Below are 1,254 nucleotides of genomic sequence, written 5' to 3'. Positions count from 1 at the left end.
GCCAGCTCGGCCCGCAGTTCTGGCCGCGGATGGCGGCAGTCTGGCTGACCGTCTCCGTGCTCGTGCGCATCGTGCACACGATCCGTGATCGGAACCGGGCGATCGTCCGCGTCAAGAGCGAGTTCGACGAGTACGAGCGGACGGAGGCGGAGGTCCACTGGCCGAGCCTCTGGCTGGCGCTCGGCCTGGTCGTCGGCTACGTCACCTCGACGATGTTCCTCGGCTACATGATCTCCACCGCGCTCTTCCTCGGGCTCTTCATCTGGCTCGGCGGGCAGCGCAAGTGGTACGTGACGCTGGTGGCGGCCGTCGGCGCGCTGTTGTTCAGCTTCATCTTCGTCGGGGTGGTGTACGTGTCCCTGCCCACAGGGGTGGGGATCTTCGACACGATCACGGTTGCGGTCTACAGGCTGCTCGGGATCCAGTGAGCGGGTCGAGCGGCGGGCCGAGAGCGGGACGGTAGGCACGTTGGACATCGTCGTCGACATGTTCAATGCCGTGATCGACGGCGGGATCCTGTTCTGGATCCTGGTGGTGGGCGGCGTGTTCATCGGCCTGCTGGTGGGCGTGCTGCCCGGGCTCACCTTCGTGATGGGGGTCCTCCTCATCCTCCCGTTCACCTACTCGATGGAGCCGGCGCAGGCGCTCGTGATGATGATCGCCGTCTACGTCGCCGGCACCTACGGCGGCGCGCTCACGGCGATCCTGCTGAACATCCCCGGCGAGCCCAACGACGTGCCGCTCACCCGCGACGGCCACACCATGGCGCGGCGCGGCCGCGCCGCGGAGGCGCTGGGGTGGGCGGCGCTCGCCGCGATGTTCGGGGGGATCGCGGGGTGGCTCCTGCTCGTCTTCTTCTCCCAGCCGTTCGCGTCGGTGGCGCTGCGCTTCGGCTCGGCCGAGTACTTCGCCGTCGTGCTGCTCGGCCTGACCAGCGTGCTCGCGCTGTCTGGAAGCTCCACGATGAAGGCCCTCATCTCGATGTTCGCCGGGATGCTCCTCGCCACCGTGGGCCTCGACGACATCTACGGCGCCGTCCGCTACGACTTCGGCACCACCATCCTGCGCGACGGCATCAACTACCTCGCGATCCTGGTGGGCGTCTACGCGCTTACGGAGGCGCTGACGCGGTTCGCGGAGCGCTTCGCGGGGAAGGCCCCTCAGCAACCGGCCGAGATCAGTACGACTATCCCGGGTCTCTCAGCGATCCGCAGCCGCCTCGGCAGCCTCACCCGCGGCATGGCCACCGGCGTC

Annotated in this window: 2 protein-coding genes; both read left to right on the top strand. The window is 68.4% G+C overall.

Going from position 1 to position 1,254, the window contains the following annotated elements; translation table 11 throughout:
* Positions 1 to 428: tripartite tricarboxylate transporter TctB family protein (locus AABM41_09905; GenBank protein MEK6192607.1), on the top strand; the 428-nt coding region annotated here is incomplete at its 5' end.
* A gap of 40 nt (positions 429 to 468) precedes the next feature.
* The coding region (locus AABM41_09900) for a tripartite tricarboxylate transporter permease (protein MEK6192606.1) at positions 469 to 1,254 on the top strand (786 nt) is incomplete at its 3' end.

The organism is Chloroflexota bacterium (genome assembly GCA_038040195.1).
Taxonomy (GTDB): Bacteria; Chloroflexota; Limnocylindria; order QHBO01; family QHBO01; genus DASTEQ01.
This window is presented reverse-complemented; position numbering and strand designations above follow the sequence as displayed.